Genomic DNA, 2,311 nt, shown 5'->3' on the forward strand with positions numbered 1-2,311 from the left:
CCCTCCTCCCAGGGAAACGTCCCGTGACGCGCGCCTGCCTGCCCCCCATGACGCGAGCGTTGACCTCGTCCGGCGTGGCGCGGAGAGTCCCTCACCATGACGCTCCGTCCCATCGCTGAAGTCGGCGCCGAGCTGGGTCTCGCGCCGGAAGACGTCCTCCCCTGGGGCCGCGACCGCGCCAAGGTGTCCCTGGACGCCCTGGGCCGGAGCTCGCGCCAGGGCCGCATGGTGCTCGTGTCGGCCATCAACCCCACGCCCCCGGGCGAGGGCAAGACGACCATGTCCGTGGCGCTGGCCATGGGGCTGCGCAAGCGGGGCCGCAAGGCGGTGGCGGCGCTGCGCGAGCCGTCCCTGGGGCCCGTCTTCGGCGTGAAGGGCGGCGGCACCGGTGGCGGGCAGGCGAGCCTGGAGCCGGCGGCGGACATCAACCTGCACTTCACCGGCGACCTGCACGCCATCACCAGCGCGCACAACCTGCTGTCCGCGCTGGTGGACAACGCCGTGTACTACGGCCACCCGGTGGCGCTGGAGGGCACGCGGGTGCGCTGGCGGCGTGCCATGGACATGAACGACCGGTTCCTGCGCAACGTCATCGTGGGGCTGGGCGGCAAGGCGCACGGCGTGCCGCGCGAGACGTCCTTCGACATCACCGCCGCCAGCGAGGTCATGGCCATCCTGGCGCTGTCGGAGAACCTGAAGGACCTGGAGGCGCGGCTGGGGCGCATCGTCGTAGCGCAGGCGGCGGATGGCTCGCCGGTGCGCGCGAACGACGTGAACGCGGCGGCGTCCATGGTGGCGCTGCTCAAGGACGCGCTGATGCCGAACCTGGCCCAGACGCGCGAGGGCGGGCCGGCCATCGTGCACGCGGGGCCGTTCGGCAACATCGCGCACGGGTGTTCGTCGGTGGTGGGCACGCGGCTGGCGCTCGCGTACGCGGACGAGGTGGTGACGGAAGCGGGCTTCGGCTTCGACCTGGGCGCGGAGAAGTTCCTGGACATCAAGTGCCGGAGCGCGGGCGTGTGGCCCCGGGGCGTGATGCTGGTGGTGACGCTGCGGGCGCTCAAGCACCACGGCGGCGCGGCGGCGGACAAGGTGGCGGAGCCGGACCGCGAGGCGCTGCTCAAGGGCTTCAGCCACCTGGAGAAGCACCTGGAGTCGGTGACGGCGTTCGGCCTGCCGGCGGTGCTGTGCGTGAACCGCTTCCCGCAGGACACGGAAGGCGAGCTGGACGAGCTGCGCGCGTTCGCGAAGGCGCGGAACGTGGGCATCGCGGTGTGCGAGGGCTTCGGCAAGGGCGGCGAGGGTTCGCTGGAGCTGGCGGACACGGTGCTGGCGATGCTGGACGCGACGGACGCGGCGCCGCCGAAGCCGCGCTTCCTCTACGAGTTGGACCAGACGCCGGAGGAGAAGATCCGCGCCATCGCGCGCACGGTGTACGGCGCGGACGACGTGGCCTTCACGCCGGGGGCGCGCAAGGACCTGGAGACGGCGCGGGCGCTGGGAGGCGCGGGGCTGCCGGTGTGCATGGCGAAGACGCACCTGTCCTTGTCGGACGACCCGACGAAGACGGGCCGGCCCCGGGGCTTCACGCTGACGGTGCGCGAGGTGCGCCTGTCCGCGGGAGCGGGCTTCCTGGTGGCGCTCACCGGAGAGCTGCTCACCATGCCGGGCCTGCCACGCGAACCCGCCGCCCGCCGCGTCACCGTCCACCCGGACGGCAGCATCACGGGCCTGATGCAGGGCGAGTGACGTCAGGGGTAGGGCCTAGCGTCTCCCGCCGTTCACTCGACGGGAGCACACGACCCTGCCCCACTCGAAGCACGCCCAGCCCTGGCGCATCCACTTCTTCCAGCGCCATCCGGAGGACGATCCGGCGCGCACCGTGCCTGCCCGCGACTTCCTGGACGCCTGTCCGGACGCGGTCAGCGCGAAGCTGCTCGCCGTCGTGAAGGCCGTGGCGGACGCACCGCCGCCCGCCTTCAGCGGCGGAGGAAAGTGGGAAGCCATGCACGGCGCCATGGCGGGCCTCCATGAGGTCCGGGTGGATGGAAGGGGCCGGCGTCACTACCGGCTCTTCTGCCTCCTGGAGCGGGAGGGAGAAGCACTGGGCCTGGGAGGCCCGAGCCTCATCCTCCTGACCGGCAAGACGAAGGCGTTCCGCACCGTGATTTCGGAGTCCGACTACGCGAAGGTCCGCGCCCTCCGGGACGAGTACCAGCGCCGCCGTCCCCGGAGCGTGTGGGCCGGCTGAGGCGCGTGCTACTTGCGGCGCACGCGGGGGGCAGGGGCCCGTGGCCGCACGGCCTTGCGG

Annotated in this window: 2 protein-coding genes; both read left to right on the top strand. The window is 72.7% G+C overall.

What is annotated here, in order from left to right; translation table 11 throughout:
- Positions 1-96: 96 nt before the first annotated feature.
- The gene (locus D7W79_RS41335) at positions 97-1,749 is read left to right on the top strand and encodes a formate--tetrahydrofolate ligase (RefSeq protein WP_120530667.1); all 1,653 of its coding nucleotides are present in this window, start codon (positions 97-99) and stop codon (positions 1,747-1,749) included.
- Positions 1,750-1,882: 133 nt separating this feature from the next.
- Positions 1,883-2,251, top strand: coding sequence for a hypothetical protein (locus D7W79_RS45570; protein WP_244222266.1), 369 nt, complete (start codon positions 1,883-1,885; stop codon positions 2,249-2,251).
- The last annotated feature ends 60 nt before the right edge of the window (positions 2,252-2,311 follow it).

Source organism: Corallococcus exercitus, from assembly GCF_003611585.1.
GTDB lineage: Bacteria > Myxococcota > Myxococcia > Myxococcales > Myxococcaceae > Corallococcus > Corallococcus exercitus.

Coding starts and splice junctions, on each gene's coding strand:
- D7W79_RS41335 (WP_120530667.1), top strand. CDS start 97: ATGACGCTCCGTCCCATCGCTGAAGTCGGCGCCGAGCTGGGTCTCGCG.